Below are 21979 nucleotides of genomic sequence, written 5' to 3' on the forward strand. Positions count from 1 at the left end.
AGCCGGGTGCGGTGAAAGCCGCCCGCCCGGTTCGGGAAGGGACCGTCGGAAAAGGACCTCAGCCGGAGGCACCTCGTCGGCGGTCTACTTCACTCCGTGGGAGCCCGGGGGTGAGATTCCCCCGGGCGACCCGACTACTAGTACTACAGCCGCACTTCTGCGTTCCCGCAGGCCAGCGGCATCGTTGAAAATGCTCAAAGCTGACGTGTCATCAGCTTTGAGACTCTTTCGCGCCGCGCTCACCAGGCAGAATCCTGGCCTGCCGGCTCAAAGCGGGCATGCCGTTGGGCGGCGACCCGCGCGAAGTGCGGCTGTAGTACTAGAAGCTCCCTCGATCGAGCCACAGACAGGGCAGATCTACGCGGTGGGGCGCTCAGCGAGCGGGCTCCGGTCGGGGGAGGCCGCTTGGTCGGCCAGCAGGGTGGCGAAGGAGGTCACGGTGGGGAACTCCCAGAGGGCGTTGGGGTCGAGCTCGCAGCCGATGCGGTCCTCGGCCTCGGCGAGCAGGGTGATGGCCCGGACCGAGTCCAGGCCGTAGGCGGACATGGACTCGTCCGGGTCGATCGAACCGACCGGAAGCCTCAGTTCCTCGGCCAGGTAGGCGCAGAGCCATTCCCGGAGTTCGGTCTGGAGGTCGTCCGTCTCGGAGGCGCGCATGGGACTCCTTCGATGCGAAAGGGACTGAGCGAAAGGGACTAACGCGGGTCTTGGTGGAGGGAGACCAGACCGCCCTGGCGGAAGAGATCCCGCATCGCCGAGCGGCGGACCTTGCCGCTCGTGGTCCGCAGGACGGTGCCCGGCTTCACCAGGGCGACGGTGGCGACGCTGATGCCGAACTCGCGCCCCACCGTGTGCCGGATCTCGGCCGCCAGAGCGGGCAGCCGGTCGGCTGGCACGCCGGTCACCTCGTGCGTGACCACGACGGCCGAGTCGTGGCCGCCGCCGGGGACGGTTTCCGGCCCGGCGAACACGACGCCCATCTTCCCCAGCTCCGGATGCTGTGCGCGCAGCTCGTGTTCGATGTCCTGGGGATAGACGTTCCGGCCGTGCACGATGATCAGGTCCTTCAGGCGGCCGTGCACGTAGAGCTCACCGTCGCTGAGCACCCCGAGGTCACCGGTGCGCAGGTATCCGCCGTCGTCGGCCGCGGTGACGGCGTCGAAGACCTCCGCGTTGTCGTCCCGCTGCCAGTAGCCGGGGGAGATGCTCCGGCCGCGCAGCCAGATCTCGCCCAGCCGCCCGTCGGGGAGCACCTGCCTGGACGTCGGATCGACCACGCGGACGTCGTACGTGTCGTCCGGCAGACCGCAGCCGACGATCTCGCGCGCCGTGCGGTCCGCGGCGGCGGGCGCGAACTCGCCGCGCGCCAGCGCGTCGAGGTCCACCCGGCGGGTCACCGGCGGCCTGCCGCCCTGTCCGGAGATGTACACGGTCGCCTCCGCCATGCCGTAGCAGGGGGCCAGGGCTGCCGGGCTGAATCCCGAGACGGCGAACTTCTCGGCGAACGCGCTGAGGACTCTCGGGTCGACGGGCTCCGAGCCGCACCCGGCCCGGTGCCAGCGGGAGAGGTCAAGGCTTGCCGCGTCCTCGTCGCGGACCTTGCGCGCGCACAGCTCGAAGGCGAAGTTGGGGGCGAAGGAGTAGTTGACGCCGAGGACGTCGATCATCCGCAGCCAGTGCACCGGCCGCCTGACGAACGCGGTCGGCGTCATCAGCACGGTGCTCCCGCCGCGCAGCAGCGGCCACAGGAGCTGGGTGAAGAGCCCCATGTCGTGGTAGAGCGGCAGCCAGCCGCCCGCGCGCCCGTGCAAGCCGAGGCCGGCCGTGCCCGCGGCGGTGTTGAACAGGATGTGATCGTGCTGGAGGACCACCCCCTTGGGATCGCCCGTCGACCCCGAGGTGTACTGCAGCACAGCCGTCGTCGACCGGTCCAGCGGCAGCGGCCGCCAGCCGTCCGGATCGGCCAGTGCGGGCGCGTCGCCGGCACCGACGGTGATCGCGGCGCCGTCCAGCTCGGCCGTCCACTCCCGTACTTCCGCCAGGTCCGACACGGTGGTCAGGGCGCAGGCGGCCCCGGAGTCCCGCGCGATCGCGGCGAGCCGTCTGCGCTGGTGCCGCTGGCCGCCGGGCAGCGGGGCCGGAACGGCGATCATCCCGGCGTACAGGCAGCCGAACAGGGCGGCGGCGAACTCCAGCCCGTTGGGGTGCAGCAGGAGCACGCGCGAGCCCGGTGGCAGGTGCTCACGCAGCCAGGCCGCGCGAGCGCGGGCCTCCCGGTCGAGCCGGGCGTACGACCAGCGCACCAGTCCGCCGGCGGGGTCGGCGGGATCAGCGACGAACGCGACCGCCTCGGCGTCCGGCCGGGCCGCCACGTGCTCGCGGAAGAGCGTCACCAGATCCGGGGCATCGGTCAGGCCGTGGGCCATGTCATCGTCCTTCCGCGGCGGGCGGGGAGCCGGCCGGACGACCGGGCCGGACGGTGTCGACGTCGACCAGGAGGCGATCCGGTCCACGCAGGTTCAGGTTGCTCTTGTAGCTGACACCGCCCGGCCGCAGCCGGGGCCGGACCCAGTGCGTGGCGAAGAGTTCGAGCGCGATGGCCACCTCCAGCCGTGCCAGCCCCGCGCCGAGGCAGAAGTGGGGCCCCGCGGAGAACGACAGATGGGGGGTGTCGGGGGAGCGGCCGATGTCGAACCGATCGGGCTCGGGATACACGTCGGGGTCCCGGTTGGCGGCCCCCAGCAGGAGCAGCACCATGTCGCCGGGACGGACCTCGGCATCGCCGATCACGGTGGGCTGGGTCGCGACCCGGGTGGTCATCTGCACGGGCGCGTCGTAGCGCAGGACCTCCTCGACGGCCGCCGCGGCCAGCGTGGGATCGGCACGCAGCCGGCTCAGCTGCTCGGGATGCCGCAGCAGGGCGAGGACTGCGTTGCCGATCAGATTGACGGTCGTCTCATGACCGGCGTTGAGCAGCAGCACGCAGGTCGCCAGGATGTCGTGCTCGTCCAGTCCCTGCCCGTCCTCCTCGACCTGGAGGAGATGCGAGATGAGGTCGTCCCGGGGGGAGCCGCGGCGCTCCTGGATCAACTTCCTGAAGTACGTCACGAATCCGGCCCGCGCTCGCGCCGCCTGCGTCGTCATCCGTGCGGCGGCCGGCCCGAGCGGCGGATCCAGCGCCTCGGAGAGCTTGGCCGACCAGTCCTGCAGAAGCTTTCGGTCCTCGAACGGGACGCCCAGCAACTCGCATATGACGCGCAGCGGGAGGGGATAGGCGAGGCCGTCGACGACCTCCAGGCTGCCGGGCTCGTCGGCGGCCCTGATCAGGTCCGTCGCGATCTCGCGGATCCGCGGTTCCAGGCCCGCCACCTTCCGGCGCGCGAAGGCGCCGACCACCAGTCGCCGGTAGCGCGTGTGCTCCGGGGGGTCGAGATGCAGGAAGTTCCGGGTCCGCGGACCGCGCGGGGTGGGCGAGAGCGTGGCCCTGTCCCGTGCCGCGCTCATCGCGGGATCACGGAGCACAGCCGAGACATGGGCATGCCGCCCGACCACGACAAGGCCGTCGAAGGGCTTATAAGGGGAGCGCTCGCGGAGATTGTCCAGGTACGGATAAGGGTTTTGCCGATTGCCGGGATCGGTCAGCTCGGCGATCTCCTTCGGCAGCGTGGAGCGGGCGGACAGCACCGGCTCCTCAGTCCCACTGGCGGTTCCGCTCATCATCAGAATCCACTCCCGTCGAGTCCGCCGGTCGCGACAGTACCGGTAGCTCCAAAGGCTGGGAAAGTGTGAGCGGGCGCCGGGCGATATTCGGTCGCCGGCACCTGTTCAAACGCGGCGATGGCGCGGTTGAACAGCACAACCCGGCCCGTAGGACAGCCGGTTGACGCCCCTGCGGGCCGTGGCGAAGATAGCAACCTCAAGGATTCAGGACTCGCCCGACCGAGCCTCGTTCACCGTAGTTCTTTCCCGTAGGCGGTAAATGGCGCTGCCACGCGGTATATGGCACTGCCTGTCTACCGCCCGCCCGCAGCGGAATTCGCAGGAGCGTCCGGCAGCTCACCACTGGTCCTGAGCAGTCCCGTTCACCCCCCGAGAGGACGGCCCGTGCCGATTTCATTCGACGATTCCGAAAGCGGAATTCGGCTCTCGTCAGTGATGAGGGACGATGACCTCCGCTGAGGCCGGGCCGCGGGAGCTCACCTCCGCCCAGCTGGGCATCTGGTACGCCCAGCAGGTCGCGCCCGGCGACGTGGTCCACAACGTCGCCGAGTACGTGGAGATCGACGGCGGCGCGGACCTGGACCTGCTCGTACGGGCGCTGCGCGACGCGCTGGCCGGGGTCGACGCCTACCGGCTCCGGTTCTGCCTGGTGGACGGGGAGCCGCGGCAGGACGTCGACGACGCCGCCGACGTCCCCGTGCAGGTCGTCGATGTCCGCGCCGAGCCCGACCCGCGCGCGGCGGCGGACGCGTGGATGCGCGCGGAACTGCGCCGCCCGGTCGACCCGTTGAGCGGCCCCCTGTTCGCCCACGCCGTGATCGCCCTCGGCGAGGACCACCTGCTGTGGTACCACCGTGCGCACCATCTGATCCTGGACGGGCACGGTGCCGCGCTGGTCGCCGCCCGCGCGGCCGACGCGTACGCCGCACTGGCGGCCGGCGGCGAGTTCGGCGGGGACGCGCTGGAGCCGTTCTCGGTGCTCGTCGAGGCGGAAGCGGCCTACCGCGAGTCGCCGGACTTCGCGCGGGACCGGGAATTCTGGCTTGACGCGCTGGCGGACGCGCAGCAGCTGACCGGGCGCGGCGGGCTGCACGCCGGGGCGCCGGCCCGCGGCACCGCGGACCTCGCGCCGGACGACTCCGCCCGGCTCAGGGCCGCGGCCGGGCGTCTGAAGACCAGCTTCGCCGGGCTGGTCGTCGCCGCCGCCGCGGTGTACCAGTACCGGATCACCGGAGCCCGGGATGTCGTCCTGGGCGTCCCCGTCCTCGGCCGGACCGGCCGGCGGGAGCAGCGGATCGCCGGCATGACGTCGAACGTCATGCCGCTTCGGCTGGAGATCACGCCCGGGATGCCGATCGCGGAGGTCGTCCAGCGGACCTCCAGGGCGATCGGCCACGCCCTGCGGCACCAGCGCTACCGCTACGAGGAGTTGGTGCGGGAGCTGATGCCGGCCGGCGCTCCGGCCCTGTGCGACCTGAACGTCAACATTCTCGGGTACGGCAATCCGCCGCGGTTCGGCACCGGCACGACGACCGTGCGGAACCTCACCCACGGGCCGACCGAGGACCAGCAGATCAACGTCTACGACCGGTCGGCCGGCACCGGAGTCCGGATCGACGTCGACGTCAACCGCGACCGCTACGAGCCGCGGACGGCCGACGACGTCGTACGCCGCTTCCTGCGGGTGCTCGACTGGATGGCGACGGCGTCGCCGGAGGAACCGGTGGGCCGGGTCCGGCTCTTCGGCGCGGACGAGGTGCCCGAGCCGGCCACCCCCGGCGCTGAGGCCACCGCGCTCGCCGTACCGGAGCTGACCGCCCCCGGCCTGTTCCACGCCCAGGCCGACCGGACACCGGGCGCCCCCGCCCTGATCGCCGACGGGACACTTGTCTCGTACGCGGAACTGGACGCGCGGGCCAACCGGTTGGCGCACTACCTGACCGGGCTCGGCGTGGGCCGCGAGTCGGTGGTTGCGGTCGTCATGAACCGGGGCGTCGAGCTGGTCACCACCCTGCTGGCCGTCGCGAAGGCGGGCGCCGGATACCTGCCGATCGACCCTCGGCAGCCCCTGGAGCGGGTGGCGTACATGCTCGCCGACAGCCACGCGGTGGCGCTCCTCGCCACCACCGACGTCCTTGACGAGCTGCCCGTACGAGGCGTGCTTCCCGTCGCGGTCGACGACCCCCGCGTACGGGCGGCGATCGAGGCGCAGTCCGCCGAACGGCTGCCGTGGTCGCCGGAACTCACCGGGCTGGCGTACCTGATCTTTACCTCGGGGTCGACCGGACGGCCGAAGGGCGTGGCCCTCACCCACGCGGGGGTGGCCGGCCTGGTCGCCACGCAGGCCGCGCGGCTCGGTGTCGGCCCCGGCAGCCGGGTGCTGCAGTTCGCCTCGATCGGGTTCGACGCCGCGACCTGGGAGATGCTGATGGCGCTGTGCACCGGCGCCGCGCTGGTCGTGGCTCCGGCCGACGAACTGCTGCCGGGCCAGGGCCAGAGCCAGGGCCTGGCCGGTGTCGTGGCACGGCACGGCGTGACCCACGCGACGCTGCCCCCCGCCGTCCTGGCCGCCCTCGATCCCGCGGACCTGGCATCGGTGCGCACCCTGGTGTCGGCGGGGGAGGCCCTCACCCCCGGCCTGGTGGACCGGTGGGCGCCGGGCCGCGACCTGATCAACGCGTACGGCCCGACCGAGACGACCATCTGCGCCACCATGTCCGACGCGCTGCGCCCGGGCGCGGCGCCGGGCATCGGGACGCCCGTCGCCAACACCCGCGTGTACGTCCTGGACGACTGCCTCGAACCGGTGCCCACCGGCGTGCCGGGTGAGCTGTACGTTTCCGGGCCGGGCCTGGCCCGCGGGTACACCGGGAACCCCGCGCTGACCGTGGAGCGGTTCGTCGCCGATCCCCGCGGCACCGGCGACCGGATGTACCGCACCGGCGACCGGGTCTGCCGGACGCCGGACGCCGGGCTGGTGTTCGTCGGCCGGACGGACGAGCAGCTGAAGATCCACGGGTTCCGGATCGAGCCCGCCGAGGTCGAGGCGGCGCTCGCCGCGCACCCCGAGGTCGCCCGGGCCGTCGCGGTGGCCCGCGAGGCCGAGTCCGGTGAGCGGCAACTGGTCGCGTACGTGATCGGCGCAGGCGACGACCGGCAGGCGCGGCCCGACGGTGACCTGCCCGGCCGGCTGCGCGCGTTCCTCGCCGGACGGCTGCCCGAGCACATGGTGCCCGCCGCGATCGTCGTGCTGCCCGAATTCCCGCTGACGCACCACGGGAAGGTCGACCGGCGGGCGCTGCCGGCTCCCGAGCGGACGGCGGGGACGGGCCGTACGGCGACACCGCGGGAGGAGATCCTCTGCGGGATCTTCGCCGAGGTGCTGGACCTGGAGACGGTGGGACCCGACGAGGGCTTCTTCGAGCTCGGCGGCCACTCGCTGCTGGCCACCCGGGTGATCTCCCGGATCCGCGCCACCCTCGGCACCGACCTGGAGATGCGGGACCTGTTCCTCATCCCCACTCCGGCCGGGTTGGCCGCACACCTGTCCCGGTCCGCGGCCGGCCCCGCCCACGTACGGCCCGCGCTCGTACCGAAGGACCGCCCGGAGCGCGTACCGCCGTCCTTCGCGCAGGGGCGGCTGCTGTTCCTGGAACGGCTCGAAGGCCGCGGCACGACCTACAACGCCCCCATCGTCCTGCGCCTGGCCGGCCCGCTGAACCGTGCCGCCCTGGCCGCCGCCTTCCGGGACGTACTCGACCGGCACGAGGCGCTGAGGACCGTGTTCCCCGTCGCGGACGGCCGGCCGTATCAGCACGTCGTCGACGTGGACGACATGGACTGGGAGCCGCGTCAGGAACTGCTGGAGCCCGAGCAGTTGGCCGGCGCCCTGGCACGGGCGGCCGGGTACGCGTTCGACCTGGCCGCGGAGCCGCCCGTCAGGACCTGGCTGTTCGCGCTCGGCGCCGAAGAGCACGTGCTGGTCGTGGTGGTGCACCACATCGCCGGAGACGGCTGGTCGATGGGCCCGCTCGCGCGCGACCTGTCCACGGCGTACGCGGCACGCGACCGCGGACGCGCGCCGCGGTGGCAGCCGCTGCGCGTCCAGTACGCCGACTACACGCTCTGGCAGCGCGAGCTGCTCGGCGACGGCGACGACCCGGCCAGCCTGATGTCCGCGCAGGTCGCCTACTGGCGGGACGCGCTGTCCGGTGTGCCCGAGGAGCTCGCCCTTCCCTTCGACCGGCCGCGCCCCGCGGTCGCCAGTCACCGGGGCCACGACGTCCCGCTCGACGTGCCCGCCGACCTGCACGCGCGGATCGTGCGGCTGGCCCGGGCCGAGGGCGTGACGGTGTTCATGGTGCTGCAGGCCGCACTCGCGGTGCTGCTGTCCCGGCTGGGAGCGGGCACCGACATCCCGATCGGTTCTGCGGTGGCGGGGCGGGGCGACGAGGCGCTGGACGACCTGGTCGGCTGCTTCGTCAACACCGTGGTGATCCGTACGGACCTGACCGGCGACCCCGCGTTCGCCGAGGTGCTGACCAGGGTCCGGGACGCGACTCTGGGCGCCTTCGCCCACCAGGACGTCCCGTTCGAGCGCCTGGTGGAGGAGATCGCCCCGGCGCGCTCCGTGGCCCGCAACCCGCTCTTCCAGACCGTCCTCACCATGCAGAACACCAACGACGTGCTGCTCGAACTGCCCGGAGTCGAGGCGGCCCCGGTGCCGGGTGCGCGCCCGGGAGTGAAGTTCGACCTCGACGTCATGGTCACCGAGAACTTCGACGAGCACGCGGGCCCGGCGGGCCTGACCGGCTCGGTGACCGCCTCGGCCGACCTGTTCGACGCCGGTTTCGCGCGCACGCTCACCGAGCGCTGGCTGCGGGTGCTGCGGGCGGTGACCGAGTCGGCGCAGCTCCGGCTGAGCGCGGTGGACCTCCTCGGCCGCGACGAGCGCGCCCAGGTCCTGTCGGAGTGGAACGGCAGCGGGACGACACCGCCGGACACCACCGTGGCCGAGATGTTCTGGGCCCAGGCGGCCGGCCGGCCGGACGCCGTGGCGGTAAGCCACCAGGGCACGCCGGTGACGTACGCGCAGCTGCGCACCCGGGCGGAAGCAGTGGCGCGGTACCTGACCGGATCCGGGATCGGGCCGGAGTCGGTGGTCGGGCTCTGCCTGCCCCAGGGCCCCGAGATGATCGCGGCGATCCTGGGCGTCTGGCGGGCCGGCGCCGCCTACCTGCCGATCGACGCCCGCCAGCCGGTCGAGCGGACCGCGTTCATGCTCGCCGACAGCCGGGCCGTCCTCCTCATCGCGTCCGACGAGGCCATCGACGATCTCCCGGCCGGACGGGTACGGATCGTCCCGGTGGACCAGCTGACCGCACCGGCCGCGACGGCCCTTGCGACGGTGCCGCCCCCCGGAACACATCCGGCGCAGCTCGCGTACGTCATCTACACCTCCGGCTCGACCGGGACGCCCAAGGGCGTGGCCGTGACCCACGGCTCCCTGGCGAACTACGTGTCGACGGTGCCGAGACGGCTCGGCCTCGGCGGCGAGGGCGCCCGGTACGCGCTGCTCCAGCCGCAGGTGACCGACCTGGGGAACACCATGCTGTTCTGCTCGCTGGCCACCGGCGGGGAACTGCATGTCCTGGACTCCGACGCCGTACTCGACCCGGCCGCGGTGGCCGCCCACCTCACCACCCACCGGATCGACCATCTGAAGGCCGTCCCCACCCACCTGGCCGCGCTCTCCGCGAAGGCCGGGCCCGAGGTCGTACTGCCCGCGCGCTCCCTGGTACTCGGCGGTGAGGCCGCCTCGCCCGCCTGGGTACGCGAACTGCTGGAGGCGGCAGGGGACCGGGAGGTCCACAACCACTACGGGCCGACCGAGACCACCATCGGAGCCACCATCACCCGGCTGACCGCACGCGACGCCGAGGACGGCCGCGTCCCGATCGGCACGCCCATCGGGGGCGCCCGGGTCTACGTCCTGGACGCCTGGCTCCGGCCGGTGCCCGTCGGGGTGCCGGGCGAGCTCTACATCGCGGGCGCCGGCCTGGCCCGCGGATACGTGAACCGGCCGGCCCTGACCGGTGAGCGGTTCGTGGCGTGCCCGTACGGCCCGGGCGAGCGGATGTACCGGACCGGGGACCGGGCCCGGTGGGGCGCCGACGGACGGCTGGACTTCGCGGGCCGGGTGGACGACCAGGTCAAGATCCGGGGCTTCCGGATCGAGCCCGGTGAGATCGAGGCCGAGCTCGCCGCCCATCCCGAGGTGGCCGCGGCCGCCGTCGTCGCCCGGCAGGACACGCCAGGACAGCCGCGCCTGGTCGCGTACGTGACACCGAGCGACCGGGCGGAGGAGGACGGCCTCGCCGTACGGGTGCGGGAGCACCTGGCGCGCCGGCTGCCCGAGCACATGGTCCCCGCCGCGGTCGTCGTGCTCGGCGAACTGCCGCTGACGGTGAGCGGGAAGCTCGACCGGGCCGCCCTGCCGGAACCGGAGCGCGCGACGAGCGCGGGAGCGGGCCGCGGACCGGAGAACGTACAGGAGGAGATCCTGTGCGAGGCGTTCGCGCGGGTGCTCGGTCTCGATGTCGTGGGCCCGGAGGAGGACTTCTTCGCCCTCGGCGGGAATTCGCTGGTGGCGGTGACGCTGGTGGAGGACCTCAGGGCGCACGGGGTGCTGGTCTCGGTGCGTGCCCTGTTCCTGACCCCGACCGCGGCCGGGATCGCCGCGGTCGCCGGTCCGCAGCAGGTGAAGGTGCCGGAGAACCGGATACCCGAGGGCGCGACCGAGCTCACCCCCGACATGCTGCCGCTCGCCGACCTGGACGAGGCCGGGATCGCCCGGATCGTGGCCCAGGTCGACGGCGGGGCCGCCAACGTCGCGGACATCTACCCGCTGGCGCCGCTGCAGGAGGGCATGCTCTTCCACCATCTGGCGCGAGCCGCTGGCGACACGGACGTCTACCTGCGGTCGGTGGTGGTGGAGTTCGACTCGCGGGAGCGGCTGGACGGGTTCCTCGGGGCCTTGCAGCAGGTGGTGGACCGGCACGACATCTACCGCACCGCGATCATCTCGGAAGGGCTGCGCGAGCCGGTACAGGTGGTCTGGCGCCGGGTCGCGATTCCGGTCGAGCGGGTCGTCCGCGACCCCGGCCAGGACGCGGTAGAGCAGCTGCTGGCCGCGGGCGGAACGTGGCTCGAGCTGGATCGTGCGCCGCTGCTGAGCGCGCATGTCCTCGACGAGCCTGATGACGGACCCGGTGACGGGCCCGGTGGCGGGCGCCGGCTGGCTCTGCTGCGGATCCACCACATGGTGGGGGACCGTACGACGGTGGGGCTGCTCCTCGGGGAGATCCACGCGTTCGTGTCGGGGCAGGGGGCGCGGCTGCCGGCGCCGCTGCCCTTCCGGAACCTGGTGGCGCAAGCCCGGCTGGGAACGGCCGCCGAGGAGCACGAGCGCTACTTCGCCGCCCTGCTGGGCGACGTCACCGAGCCCACCGCCGCGTTCGGTCTGCTGGACGTGCACGGCGACGGCGGCGCCGTGGCGCGCGCGGCCCGGCCGGTCGACGGCCCGCTGGCCCGCCGGGTGCGCGAGGCGTCCAGGACCCTGGGGGTCAGCCCGGCCACGGTCTTCCACCTGGCCTGGGCGCGGGTGCTCGCGGCGGTGTCGGGCCGCGACGACGTGGTGTTCGGCACGGTGCTGACCGGCCGGATGAACGCCGGCGCCGGCGCGGACCGGGCGCCGGGCCTGTTCCTCAACACCCTGCCCCTGCGGGTGGGCGTCGACGGGCACGGCGTGGCCGGGGCGCTGGCCGGGCTGCGCCGTCAGCTGGCCGAACTGCTGGGGCACGAGCACGCGCCCTTGGCGCTGGCCCAGAAGGCGAGCGCGGTACCGGGCGGCAGCCCGCTGTTCACCTCCATCCTCAATTTCCAGCACGGCGGGATGATCACGGAGTCCGGCACGGGGCTCGACGGCGTCCGGGTGCTCTTCGCGCAGGAACGCACCAACTACCCCGTGACGCTGATCATCCGCGACGTCGGGTCCGAGTTCGCGATGTCCGTCGCCGCGCCGGCTTCGGCCGACCCGGACCGGATCCTGGCGCTGCTGCACACCTGCCTGGACAACCTGGTCACCGCGCTGGCCGATGCCCCGGACACCCCGTTCACCGCGGTCGGCGTCCTGGACCCTGCCGAGCGCCACCGGCTCGCCCAGACGGGGAACCGGACCGCGGCGCCGGAGCTGACGGAGCTGACGGAGCTGACGCTGACGGAGCTGACGGTGCCGGAACTGACCGTGCCGGAGCTCTTCGCCGCGCAGGCGGCGCGTACCCCCGAGGCCACCGCGGTGGTCTGCGGCAGGGCCGAGGTCGGCTACCGGGAGCTGGAGGCACGCGCCAACCGCCTGGCCCACCATCTGCGCGGCCTCGGGGTCGGTCCTGAGACCGTGGTGGGGCTCTGCCTGCCGCGCGGCATCGACATGGTGGCCGCGATCCTCGGCGTGTGGCGGGCCGGTGCGGCCTACCTGCCGCTGGATCCGGCCTATCCCGCGGCCCAGCTCGGCCAGATGATCGCCGGCAGCCGGGCCATGGCGCTGGTCGGCACCGCCGAGGTGCTGGACGACATGCCGACGACGGGCCGGACGCACACCGTCGCCCTCGACGACCCGGCCGTGGCGGCGACGCTGGCGGCCCACCCGGCGACCGCGCCGGAGGTCCGCGTGGAACCCGGCCACCTCGCGTACGTGATCTACACCTCCGGGTCGACCGGGCGGCCGAAGGGGGTCGCGGTCACCCACGGAGCGCTGGCGAACTACGTGGTCCACGTGCCGCCCCGGCTGGGGTTCGGCGCCGCCGGCGCCCGGTACGCGCTGCTCCAGCCGGCGACGACGGACCTGGGCAACACGGTGCTGTTCGCGAGCCTGACCACCGGCGGAGTGCTGCACGTGCTGGACACGGCGGCCGTGGCCGACCCGCTCGCCGTCACGGGATATCTGGCCAGGCATCAGATCGACTACGTGAAGATGGTCCCCTCGCACCTGGAGGCACTGGGCGCCTCGGGCGACCTCAGCTGGCTGCTCCCGCGCAAGACGCTGGTGCTGGGCGGCGAGGCAGCCCCGGCCGGCTGGGTCGGGCAGCTGCTCGACGCGGCGGCCGACCTGCCGGTGCTCAACCACTACGGGCCGACGGAGACCACGATCGGGATCGTGACGGGGCGCCTGGACGCCGGGGCCGTGGCCGGCGGGGCGGTGCCGATCGGCACCCCGGTTCCCAACATGGCGCTGTACGTCCTCGACGACGCACTGCAGCCGGTGCCCGACGGCGCGCCCGGGGAGCTGTACGCGGCCGGGGCGCAGCTCGCCCGCGGCTATGTGGGGCGCCCCGGTCTGACGGCTGAGCGGTTCGTGGCCTGCCCGTACGAGAACGGGGCGCGGATGTACCGCACAGGGGACCGCGCGCGCTGGAACGCCGCGGGGGCCCTGGAGTACCTCGGACGCACCGACGAGCAGGTCAAGATCCGCGGGTTCCGGGTGGAGCCCGGCGAAGTCCGGGCGGTGCTCGGCGCGCATCCCGCCGTCGGGCAGGCCGCGGTGGTCGTCCGCGAGGACATCCCCGGCGACAAGCGCCTGGTCGCCTACGTCGTGCCCGCCGATCAGAGCGGTGACGCCGGCGGCGGGCTGGCCGAGGCGGTACGGCGGCACGCCGAGGAGAGCCTCCCGCCGCACATGCTGCCCGCCGGGATCGTCGTCCTCGGCGAACTGCCGCTGACGGGGAGCGGGAAGCTCGACCGTTCCGCCCTGCCGGAGCCGGAGCGCGCCACGAGCGCGGGAGCGGGCCGCGGACCGGCGAACGTACGGGAGGAGATCCTGTGCGCGGCGTTCGCGGAGGTCCTCGGCCTGCCCGGGTGCGGCGTCGAGGACGACTTCTTCGCCCTGGGCGGGCACTCGCTGCTGGCGACGCGGCTGGTCAGCCGGGTGCGGGTGGTGCTGGGCGAGGAGCTGCCGATCCACGAACTCTTCGACAAGCCCACACCGGCCGCCATCGCGGCCTGGCTCGCCGACCGCGCGCTCGCCGGCCGGGCCGGCCACGGCGGGCAAACCAGACCGGCGCTGCGTCCCATGCGGTCGTGAGAGGTGTCCGGCTGATCCCCGGCGGCTACCACGGCAGTTACCACCGCAGTCCCCGCCCCGAATCCGGGGCGGGGACTGCGGTGGTAACTGCGCGGGGGACTGCTGACCGGGCCTGCGCGGACCGGGTCGCTCAACCGCCGGACATCGCCACCAGGACGCGGCGGCTTCCCTCGAAGGGGCGGCGTCCGTGCGCGACCAGGACATTGTCGATGAGCAGTACGTCACCGGTCCGCCAGTCGACGTCGACGGCAGCCGCCAGTCCGCGGTCACGGATCTGCTCCGCGTACGCGTCCGGAATGGGCGTGCCGTCGGCGAAGGTCACGTACTGCGGGAACTCGTCGGGCGAAAGGATGTCGTACAGCTCGGCCGATGTCGCGTCGCCGAGCCCGGCCGGGTGCCATTGGTCGGCCTGGTTGAACCAGACCTCGGCGCCGGTGACCGGGTGCTTCGTCGTGGACGGGCGGAGCTGGGTGACGCGCAGGCCGTCCGGACCCCACTCCCATTCGGCCCGGGCGTCCTTGAGGAACGCCTCCACCGCCGCGCGGTCGTCGGTTTCGAAAGTGTCCTGCCAGCTCTTTCCGAACCCGTATCCGTCATGCAGATTCTGGATGTAGCGGATACCGCCGGCGAAGGCCGCACGGACCTCGGCGTCGAGTGAGGCGAGCCAGCGCCCGCCGTCGACCACCGAGGTCGCACCTCCGCTCTCCGCGGCCTTCTCGCAGTAGAAGGCGAGCCGGGCCGGCCAGCGATGGGCGTAACTGAGCTCGTTGTGCATGGAAATGGTGTACTGCTGCGGGTACTCGGTCGACGTGTAGAGGTTGCCGCGCACCCGGGTGCGCGGCGAGTTGCCGTGCACGTACGGCAGCCGGTTCGGCACCAGCCGGTCGAGCACGGGGTCGATACCCGGCGCGTCGACACCGAAGCCCCGGAAGACGAGCGCCCGGTGCTCGGTGAGCAGGTCGGTCAGCCGGTCGGGGCTCACCGTGGCGAGCCAGCTGACGAGGTCTGATGTGCCGGCTGCCTCGCTGGTGATCTCGTGCGGCTGCCAGACACGGTCCGACTCGACGGTATCCATCACATCCTCCAGAAAACGAGACCAGGCCGACGGCCGGCAAGGGCCGTCGGCCCAGGAGCAGCGCCGCGGGGCGAAGCTGCTGCTAGTTGTTGCCTTTCATGGCTTCGATCAGACTCTTGGGCCGCATGTCGGTCCAAAATTTCTCGATGTAGTCGAGGCACTCCTGCCGCGGCGCCTCTCCGAATACGGTTTTCCAACCGTCGGGCACATCCACGAATATGGGCCACAGTGAATGCTGACCTTCATCGTTCACCAGGACCAGATAGCTTGCGTCGGGATCCTCAAAAGGATTTGGCACCAAAATGTCCTTACTTCTCGGTGACAAGGGCCGAAGCGGTGGGCAGATCTACTGTGGCACAGGGGCTCGCGGCCCATCAACGTTCAACTCGGCCGCTGTTCAACCGCAGCGCCGCGCCGGTTGAACAGCGGCCGGCGTTGACGTACCCGATGCGATTGTGGTGATTTAGTGGCCTGTTTGAATTCTTTACGGGAGGGGTCAGATGTCTGACAGCCGGAAGCGGGTATTTCTCCGCTCGAATGCGATCATCGAACCTCTGGTCGACAGGTTCTATGCCTGGATGCATATTGTCGCGCCGGCGCAGGCGTCCATGAACCTCGCGAACGTACAGGTGCCGCTGCTGGAGTCGTATCTGCACTCCCCGCAGGTGCACATCGCGGCCAGCAGCAACCCCGCCCTGCGCGGCGGCTACTTCGTCAACGTCGAGGAGTCGCGTGCGGCCGAGGTCGGCGAACTGCTGGACACCATCAAGCGCGACCGCGCGGGCATGCTCGCCTTCGCCGCGGCCGTGGCCGAGGCGGACGAGCTGCTGCGTCAGAACGCCACCGGGTTCGACCTCACTCCGCTGTACCCGAAGCTGCCGCGGGCGCTCAACGGGCTGGTGGAGCTCGCCTACGACACCAGCAACCAGGCGTCGGTGCGCGTCATCGAGCCGCTGCTCTACCACAGCAAGGCTTTCGACCGGCGTCGCCAGTCCGTCCAACTGTCCCTCGACGACGGCGTGGAGCGGCCGTTCATCCTCAGCACCCCTCGACTGCCCTCACCCGACGTGCTGGACCTGCCGATCCCCTTCGACCACCCCGGTCTGGACAAGCTGATGAGGGCGCGGGTCGAGGGCGCGACCGCCGCTAGCCTGCGCGAGGCGCTCGAGCTCAACGACGCGGCGGCGGCGCAGCTGAACCGGCTGTTCGCCCCCGCGCCCAGTCTCGCGCCCGACCGGCACATCGAAAACGGCGGCCGGATCCGCTACTTCGGACACGCGTGCCTGGTGCTGCAGAGCCCGGAGGCCGCCGTCGTGGTGGACCCCTTCATCAGCACGGACAACCGCCACGGCGACCGGTACACCCTGGACGACCTGCCGGACCACATCGACCTGGTGCTGATCACGCACGGGCACCAGGACCACATCGTGCTGGAGACCCTGCTGCAACTGCGCTCACGCACCGACGCGGTCGTCGTCCCCCGCTCGTCGCGGGGCAACCTGTGCGACCCGTCGATCGGCCTCTACCTCAGGTCCATGGGCTTCACGGTGATCGAGGTGGACGACTTCGACGAGGTCCCGCTGCCGGGCGGCGCCCGGGTCGTGGCCACGCCGTTCCTCGGCGAGCACTCCGACCTCGACATCCGCGCCAAGTCGACGTACGTGGTGCAGCTGGCCGGGCTGTCGGCGTTCATCGGTGCGGACTCCTCCGGCATCGACCCCGTGCTGTACGAGTACGTCCGCTCGCACCTGGGCGAGGTCGACAAGGCGTTCCTGGGCATGGAGTGCGACGGCGCCCCGCTGACCTGGCTCTACCAGGGGCTCCTGACCCGGCCGGTGACCAAGAAGATGAGCGATTCGCGCAAGCTGTCGGGATCGAACGCCGTGCAGGCCGCCGCGATCATGACCGAGCTCGGCGCCGCCGAGGCGTATGTGTACGCCATGGGCGAGGAGAGCTGGCAAGGCCACGTCATGGCGACCACGTACACGCCGGACACCTTCCAGATCCAGCAGATCGAGGAGTTCCTCACCTGGTGCAAGGAGCACGACGTGGCCGCGGAGCATCTGTTCAACAAGCGTGAGTGGCGCTGGTAGAAGAGCGCCGAAGATGTCATACCTGCGGACCAACGGGATCCGGCTCGCCTACCAGCGTTCGGGGGAAGGCGAGCCGGTCCTGCTCATCATGGGGTCGGGCGCGGCCGGCTACGTGTGGACCGTGCACCAGACGCCGGCGCTGCATCAGGCCGGCTATTCCACGGTCACCTTCGACAACCGGGGCATCGCGCCGTCTGACACCCCGCCGGGCAAGTACCGGCTGGCGGAACTGGTCGCCGACACCAAGGGGCTGATCGAGCGGTTGAACCTGGGACCGTGCCGGATCCTCGGCACCTCACTCGGGTCGCTGATCGCCCAGGAACTCGCCATCACCGAACCCCACCTGGTCCGCTCGGCGGTGCTCATGGCCACCCGCGGCCGGTCGGATGTGCTGCGCCGTGCGCAGACGGCGGCGGACCGGATCCTGCGGGAGAGCGGCGCCGAGCTGCCGCCGAAGTACAAGGCGGTCTACTCGGTGCTCCAGATGCTCTCCCCGGCCACGCTCAACGACGACGAGAAGGTGGCCTCCTGGCTGGAGGTCTTCGAGCTGGCCGCGGAGACGCCAAGCGTCGCCGCCGGCCAGGACTGGATCGACACCGACCAGGACCGCCGCACGGCACTGCGCGCGATCGCCGCGCCGTGCCGGGTCATCACCTTCACCGACGACGTCATCACCCCGCCGCACCTGGGCGCCGAAGTGGCGGACGCCATTCCGAACTGCGACCTCGTGGAGATCCCCGGCTGCGGGCACCTCGGCCATCTGGAACACCCGGAGCCGGTCAACGAGGCGATCATCGAGTTCTTCGACAAGTTCTGAGCTTGACTCTGTCGGGGATCTTGGAGCTGGTGGTGTCAACCGCTGGAACTTCTCCAGGACTTCGGCCGGTGGATGCCGTGCTGGTCCAGGAAATTCTGGAAGGCAGTCGGGCGTCGGGGCGGAGGCGTTCCTCCGGTTGGTGGCAGGCCGCTGAGGCGCTCGATGTTGACGGCGATGGCGGTCAGGATGTGCTGGACGTGGGCTCTGTCCTGCCCTCGGTAGCGGCAGCGGCGCATACCGCGGCCGTGGGCGAACTCATTGACGGTGCCCTCCACCCCGGAGCGCACCGCGTACCGGGTCTTCCACTCGGGTGTCTGTTGGTCGGCGCGGACTCGAAGCTGCAGGTCGCGGAGTTCTCGTGGCGGGAAGCCCACGTTGCGGGCGCTTTCGCGGGAGGTGGTGCACTGGGCACGGACCGGGCAGGGCCGGCACTGGCCCTTGGTGAACCTCGCCACGATCAGCGGGGCCGCGGTGGGCGAGGAGGTCGGGTAGGGGCCGTGCCAGCCCCGGCTGACCTGGCCCTGGGGGCAGGTCACCTGTCGGCGGTCGAAGTCGATGTGGAAGTCGTCGCGGCCGAAACCCTCGCCTCGGCGGTGCTGGCGAGTGGGGTTGCCCGGCAGCGGTCCGGTGACGGTGACCTGGTGTTCCCGGGCGGCCTGCTCCAGGTGGACCAGAGAGGTGTAGCCACTGTCGACCAGGTGCTCGGCGGGCAGCAGGCCGCGGCGCCGCAGACGGGTATGGATGCCGGGCAGGACCTGGCTGTCGTGTGTGGTGGCCGCGGTGGTGGCCACATCCGTGATCACGTTGGGGCCGTCAGGGGCGCAGGTCTCGGTCAGGTGGGCGGAGAGACCCCTCCAGCTGATGATGTGTCCGTGACGCGCGTACCGGGCTGAGGTGTCGTAGGGAGAGACGATCGCCCGGGACGAGGGCGGCAGCCCCGGCCCGCCATCCTCCTCGGTGCGCCAGAGTAGGCGGCCCGTGGCATCGCGGTAATAGTTCTGCACCATGATCTGCCGCAGGGCCTGGACCCGGGGGCCGGACGCGCGGCCTGCCCCGTGCCGGTAGAGGTGTTCCAGGAGCCGGGCGGCGTCGTCGCCGGTGGTGTTGATCCTGGTCTTGGGCCGGGTGGGGTTCTTGCCCAGGCGGACCGGGCGGCCGTAGCGGCGCCCCCACTCCTCGTCGACCAGACCGTCCAGCAGGTGCCCGGCGGCGCCGGCGACCTCCTCCAGCGCGGCGCGTACCGCCTCGGTGACCAGCTCCAGCCGGGTCAGGTCGCGCACCGCGGCCAGGACGTGGGTGGAGTCGGTGCGCTGCGTGGTGCGCTCGCGCACCAGAGCGGCCTCCTTGAGACGGGTCAGCGCGAGGTCGAGGAGGCGGTCAGCACGGTCGCCTTCGGCGAGACGGTCACGGAAGTCGGCCAGCACGCTGTGGTGGAAGCCGGGATCGTCCAGCTCCATGGCCATGGCGTACTTGAAGTCGATGCGGCAGCGCACCGCCTCGGCGGCCTGCCGGTCCGATAGGCCGAGCAGGAACTGCAGCACACAGACGGTGGCCAGCTGGGCGGGCGAGAGGCCCGGACGCCCGTCGCGTGGGTACCAGTCGGTGAAGTCTTCGTCGCACCACAGCCCGTCCAGCCGGTCTCTCACCCACATCGCCGTCGTGCCGCCCGGATTGCTCGCCCGCGCGATCCGCGCGGTCAGAGGCGGGACTTGCTCACCGGAACGGGGGCGGAGGGACAACGGGCACCTCGACAGCTGCATCGGTCATCGGAACGACCCGAACATGCCCGTTGATCATGCTGCCGCACCGCGAAACTCCAAGATCCCCGACAGAGTCAAGCTGAGCTTTCCACCCGCAACCGGCTCCGCCTGGTCCCCTCACCGAGGACCAGGCGGAGCCGGTTGCGTACTGCTCGTAGCGGTACTAGATGTTCGCCTTCTTGGCCCGGCTCACGGCCGCGCCGTTCGAAGTCTGGCCGGCGAACTGGGTGCGGTAGAGATCGGCGTACAGGCCACCGTCGGCGAGGAGTTCCCCGTGGGTTCCGCGTTCGCGGATCTGGCCGCCGTCGAGGACGAGGATCTGGTCGGCTTCGAGGATGGTGGACAGGCGATGGGCTATGACCAGGGATGTACGGCCCGTCAGCGCGGTCTTGAGCGCGCGTTGGATCGCCGCCTCGGACTCGGAGTCCAGGTGCGCGGTGGCCTCGTCGAGGATGACGATCGGCGGTGACTTGAGCAGCAGCCGGGCGAGGGCGATGCGCTGCTTCTCGCCGCCGGACAGGCGGTAGCCGCGGTCGCCGACGACGGTGTCGAGACCGTCGGGAAGCGACGAGACCGTCTCCCAGATCCGGGCCGCCTCGCACGCCTCCACCAGGTCGCGCTCACTGGCGTCCGGCCGGGCGTACAGCAGGTTGGTCCGGATCGTGTCGTGGAACAGGTGCGCGTCCTGGGTGACGATGCCGACCGTGTCGTGCAGGGAGCGCAGGGTCAGATCCCGGATGTCCTGGCCGCCGATGCGCACCGTCCCGGAGGCGGGATCGTACAGGCGGGGGACCAGGTGGGTGACCGTGGTCTTACCGGCGCCCGAAGGGCCTACCAGCGCGGTGAGCTTCCCGGCGGGGACCCGGAAACTCACCGACTCCAGGACCACCGCGTTGCCGCCCCGCTCCGGGGCGCGCAGTGCGATCGACTCCAGGGAGGCCAGGGACACTTCGTCGGCGGCCGGATACCGGAAGGAGACCTGGTCGAACTCGATGTCCGGGGCGGTGCCGTCGCCCGCGGGCAGCGGCTGGGCTGCGGGCAGCTCGGCGATGAGCGGCTTGAGGTCCAGTACCTCGAAGACGCGGTCGAAGCTGACCAGCGCGATCATCACGTTGACCTGCATGTTGGACAGCTGGTTGACCGGCCCGTACAGCCGCAGCAGCAGCGTGGTCATGGCCACCAGGGTGCCGATCTTCAGCGTCCCGTCGATGGTCAGCACGCCGCCCAGGCCGTAGACCAGCGCGCTGGTCACCCCGGTGATCACCGTGGTGATGATGAACAGCAGGCGCCCCCAGACGACCGTCGTGACGGAGATGTCCCGGAGCCGGGACGCCTTGTCCGCGAACCCCTCGGCCTCCTCGTCGGGCCGGCCGTAGAGCTTGGCCAGCATCGCGCCGGACACGTTGAACCGCTCGTTCATCATCGAGCCCATGTCGGCGTTCAGGCCCATGCCCTCGCGGGTGAGCCGTTGCAGCCTGCGGCCGATCAGCTGGGCGGGAAGCAGGAAGAACGGGATCATCACCAGCGCCGCGACGGTGATCTGCCACGACAGGTAGAACATCGTGGAGAGCACGAGGACCACGGTCAGCAGGGTCGACACCGTCTGCGAGAGCAGCGTCGTGATCGCCTGCTGTGCCCCGATCACGTCGGTGTTGAGCCTGCTGACCAGGGATCCGGTCTGGGTGCGGGTGAAGAACGCCAACGGCTGCTGCTGGACGTGTTCGAACACCCGGCAGCGCAGGTCGTAGACGATGCCCTGGCCGACCCGCCCGGAGAACCAGGTCTGGATGAAGGAGGACAGCCCGTCCACCAGTGACAGGCCCGCGATGACCAGGGCGACGCCCACCACGAACCCGTGCCGGTGCCGCATGATCCCTTCATCGATGATCAGCTTGAGCAGGAGCGGGCTCGCCGCCGCGATGGCCGCGCTCGCGGCCGTCGCCAGCATGACCACAGCCAGCGACCAGCGGTACCGCAGGGCATAGGGAAGGATGCGCCGTACCGTGCCGGGCCTGATCTTCTGCCGGGTGACCGACTTGTCGATGCCCAGCGGCGTCGGGCCCATGCGAGGGCCGCCCATCATGACCACGAAATCCTCCGATTCGCGCCGTCACGAGGAAGCGCGGCGTCCATTCCGTTCAGATTGCCGTCGAGGCCGACGGTCAGCGACAGTACCCGCGAAGTCGAAGGCTGTGAAAGCATGCGCGGAGGTCATCTGCCATTCAGTGGCCCCGGTCGCCGGCAACTGTTCAACCTCCGCTTTGCGACAGTTGAACAGTCGGTGCGCAAAAGCCGCCCTTCCCGGTGCTGATCCACGTTCAACTGCGGCGCCCGCTCGGTTGAACGCAACGGCCTCTCGCCCACCAAGGCCTGTTC

10 protein-coding genes are annotated in these 21979 nt (G+C 71.5%); 3 read left to right on the forward strand and 7 right to left on the reverse strand.

Features of this window, described 5'->3' with window-relative positions; all coding sequences use genetic code 11:
- Positions 1-357: 357 nt before the first annotated feature.
- Genes ACWD6R_RS29790 through ACWD6R_RS29800 form a run of 3 tightly spaced genes read right to left on the reverse strand, consistent with a single transcriptional unit; the run spans position 358 to position 3717 of the window.
- Complete coding sequence (locus ACWD6R_RS29790) at positions 358-657, reverse strand: acyl carrier protein (RefSeq protein WP_451821523.1); 300 nt, start codon at positions 655-657, stop codon at positions 358-360.
- A 38-nt stretch (positions 658-695) separates the two neighbouring features.
- Positions 696-2426: a fatty acyl-AMP ligase gene (locus tag ACWD6R_RS29795; RefSeq protein WP_451821524.1), complete on the reverse strand. Its 1731-nt coding sequence runs from the start codon at positions 2424-2426 to the stop codon at positions 696-698.
- Position 2427: 1 nt separating this feature from the next.
- Positions 2428-3717, reverse strand: a complete 1290-nt coding sequence (locus ACWD6R_RS29800) for a cytochrome P450 (RefSeq protein ID WP_451821525.1) — start codon at positions 3715-3717, stop codon at positions 2428-2430.
- A 448-nt stretch (positions 3718-4165) separates the two neighbouring features.
- Between ACWD6R_RS29800 and ACWD6R_RS29805 the strand changes: the two genes are divergently transcribed.
- Complete coding sequence (locus ACWD6R_RS29805) at positions 4166-13858, forward strand: amino acid adenylation domain-containing protein (protein ID WP_451821526.1); 9693 nt, start codon at positions 4166-4168, stop codon at positions 13856-13858.
- 130 nt (positions 13859-13988) lie between these two features.
- Here ACWD6R_RS29805 and ACWD6R_RS29810 read toward each other — a convergent pair whose 3' ends face one another.
- A complete protein-coding gene (locus tag ACWD6R_RS29810) occupies positions 13989-14933 on the reverse strand; it encodes a TauD/TfdA family dioxygenase (RefSeq protein ID WP_451821527.1) in 945 nt (314 codons plus the stop codon).
- A gap of 82 nt (positions 14934-15015) precedes the next feature.
- Positions 15016-15231, reverse strand: a complete 216-nt coding sequence (locus ACWD6R_RS29815; protein ID WP_451821528.1) for an MbtH family protein — start codon at positions 15229-15231, stop codon at positions 15016-15018.
- A gap of 202 nt (positions 15232-15433) precedes the next feature.
- On the opposite strand from ACWD6R_RS29815, the gene ACWD6R_RS29820 reads away from it, so the two are divergent.
- Together ACWD6R_RS29820 and ACWD6R_RS29825 are read left to right on the forward strand one after the other, a co-directional pair.
- Entirely contained in the window at positions 15434-17026 is a 1593-nt protein-coding gene (locus ACWD6R_RS29820) for an MBL fold metallo-hydrolase (protein ID WP_451821529.1), read from the forward strand.
- Between the two features lie 13 nt (positions 17027-17039).
- The gene (locus ACWD6R_RS29825; RefSeq protein WP_451821530.1) at positions 17040-17843 is read left to right on the forward strand and encodes an alpha/beta fold hydrolase; all 804 of its coding nucleotides are present in this window, start codon (positions 17040-17042) and stop codon (positions 17841-17843) included.
- A gap of 35 nt (positions 17844-17878) precedes the next feature.
- On the opposite strand, the gene ACWD6R_RS29830 is transcribed toward ACWD6R_RS29825, so the two are convergent.
- Positions 17879-19582, reverse strand: a complete 1704-nt coding sequence (locus tag ACWD6R_RS29830; RefSeq protein WP_451821531.1) for an IS1182 family transposase — start codon at positions 19580-19582, stop codon at positions 17879-17881.
- 184 nt (positions 19583-19766) lie between these two features.
- Positions 19767-21668, reverse strand: coding sequence for an ABC transporter ATP-binding protein (locus tag ACWD6R_RS29835; protein ID WP_451821532.1), 1902 nt, complete (start codon positions 21666-21668; stop codon positions 19767-19769).
- Between the last annotated feature and the right edge of the window lie 311 nt (positions 21669-21979).

Source organism: Streptomyces sp. NPDC005151, assembly GCF_053599875.1.